General features: G+C 58.3%; 1 protein-coding gene. It reads left to right on the plus strand.

Annotated elements, in window-relative coordinates:
- The coding region (locus tag CFR76_RS17380) for an IS110 family RNA-guided transposase (protein ID WP_244192006.1) at positions 1-1,048 on the plus strand (1,048 nt) is incomplete at its 5' end.
- Positions 1,049-1,349 lie beyond the last annotated feature (301 nt).

Here is a 1,349-nt window from a genome sequence, read left to right on the forward strand (position 1 = left end):
TCAGTTGGTCCGTATCGGCATGGATACCTCGAAAAAAGTGTTTCAGCTCCACGGCGTGGATGCCGAAGAGCGGGTTGCGCCAAGCCGGAAACTGAGCCGACATCAGATGATCCGGTTTTTCGAGAAACTGCCGCCGACAGTGATTGGCATTGAAGCCTGTGGGGCCTCCCATCACTGGGCCAGAACCCTTGGCGCGCTCGGCCACGAAGTGAGGCTGATGGCGCCACAGCTTGTCAAACCTTACGTCAGGCGCAGCAAGAATGATGCGGCAGATGCCGAGGCCCTCTGTGAGGCGATGAGCCGTCCAACCATGCGTTTTGTGCCAGTCAAGACGGTTGAGCAGCAGGCAGCCCTCATGCTTGTCGGCATGCGGGAGCGGCTCGTTGGCAGACGTACGCAGCTGGCCAACTCCATCCGGGGATATGCTGCCGAATTCGGATTGACTGCTCCCCTTGGTCTCTCCCGCGTTGAGCCGTTCCTCAGGCAGATTGCGTCCGAGGATATCCTTCCCTCCCTGGCGCGCGAGATGTTTGCACAGATGGCAGAAGAGTATGGTGCCCTGATGGAGCATATCAGGGAGCTTGATGAAAAACTTGCCACATGGCATCGAAGTCAGGAGGTGAGCCGCAGGCTATCCGGAATTCCGGGCATCGGTCCTCTGGGAGCGGCTCTGCTGCTCATGAAGGCTCCGGATCCGCATCTGTTCCGTTCAGGCCGGGACTTCGCGGCCTGGATAGGTCTCACCCCTCGGGATCATTCGTCCGGCGGCAAAGTCAGACACGGCGGGATTACCCGGGCCGGAGACAGCCGCCTGAGAAGCACCCTGGTTGTCGGAGCAACAACCGTGCTTCGGCATGTGCGGCAGAACAAACAGAGCCGCCTCGCCACGCCGTGGCTCGTCAGTCTTCTGGGCAGAAAGAAGGCGAAGCTCGCTGCTGTAGCCCTGGCCAACAGGATGGCACGCATTGCATGGAAGCTGATGACCAGTGGCGAGACATACCGCAAGCCGGTGGCAGTAGATGCAATGACAGCGGCCACCGCTTCCTGACGAAATTGGCCAACACGACGCACGGGAAAAAGAACGTGATCGTGTGGGCCGATACCGCAGTCCTGCAAAGAGGAGATGGGGGATCGTTCGATCTGAATGGAAGACACTCCGCAAGAGCCCGTGGTTTTCAAAAACCGCAGAACTGAATGGAACTTCCATCGCAAAAACCATCTTGGCCAGCAGTCTGAACACTGCAACAACAGGCCGGACATATGGGTGCAAACGACACGGTCACACCACTATTTTCCCCCTTGCAAGACAGAGCCGTCCACATATGGGTTCTTCCGCACTTTTCGTGATG

The organism is Komagataeibacter swingsii (genome assembly GCF_003207895.1).
GTDB lineage: Bacteria > Pseudomonadota > Alphaproteobacteria > Acetobacterales > Acetobacteraceae > Komagataeibacter > Komagataeibacter swingsii.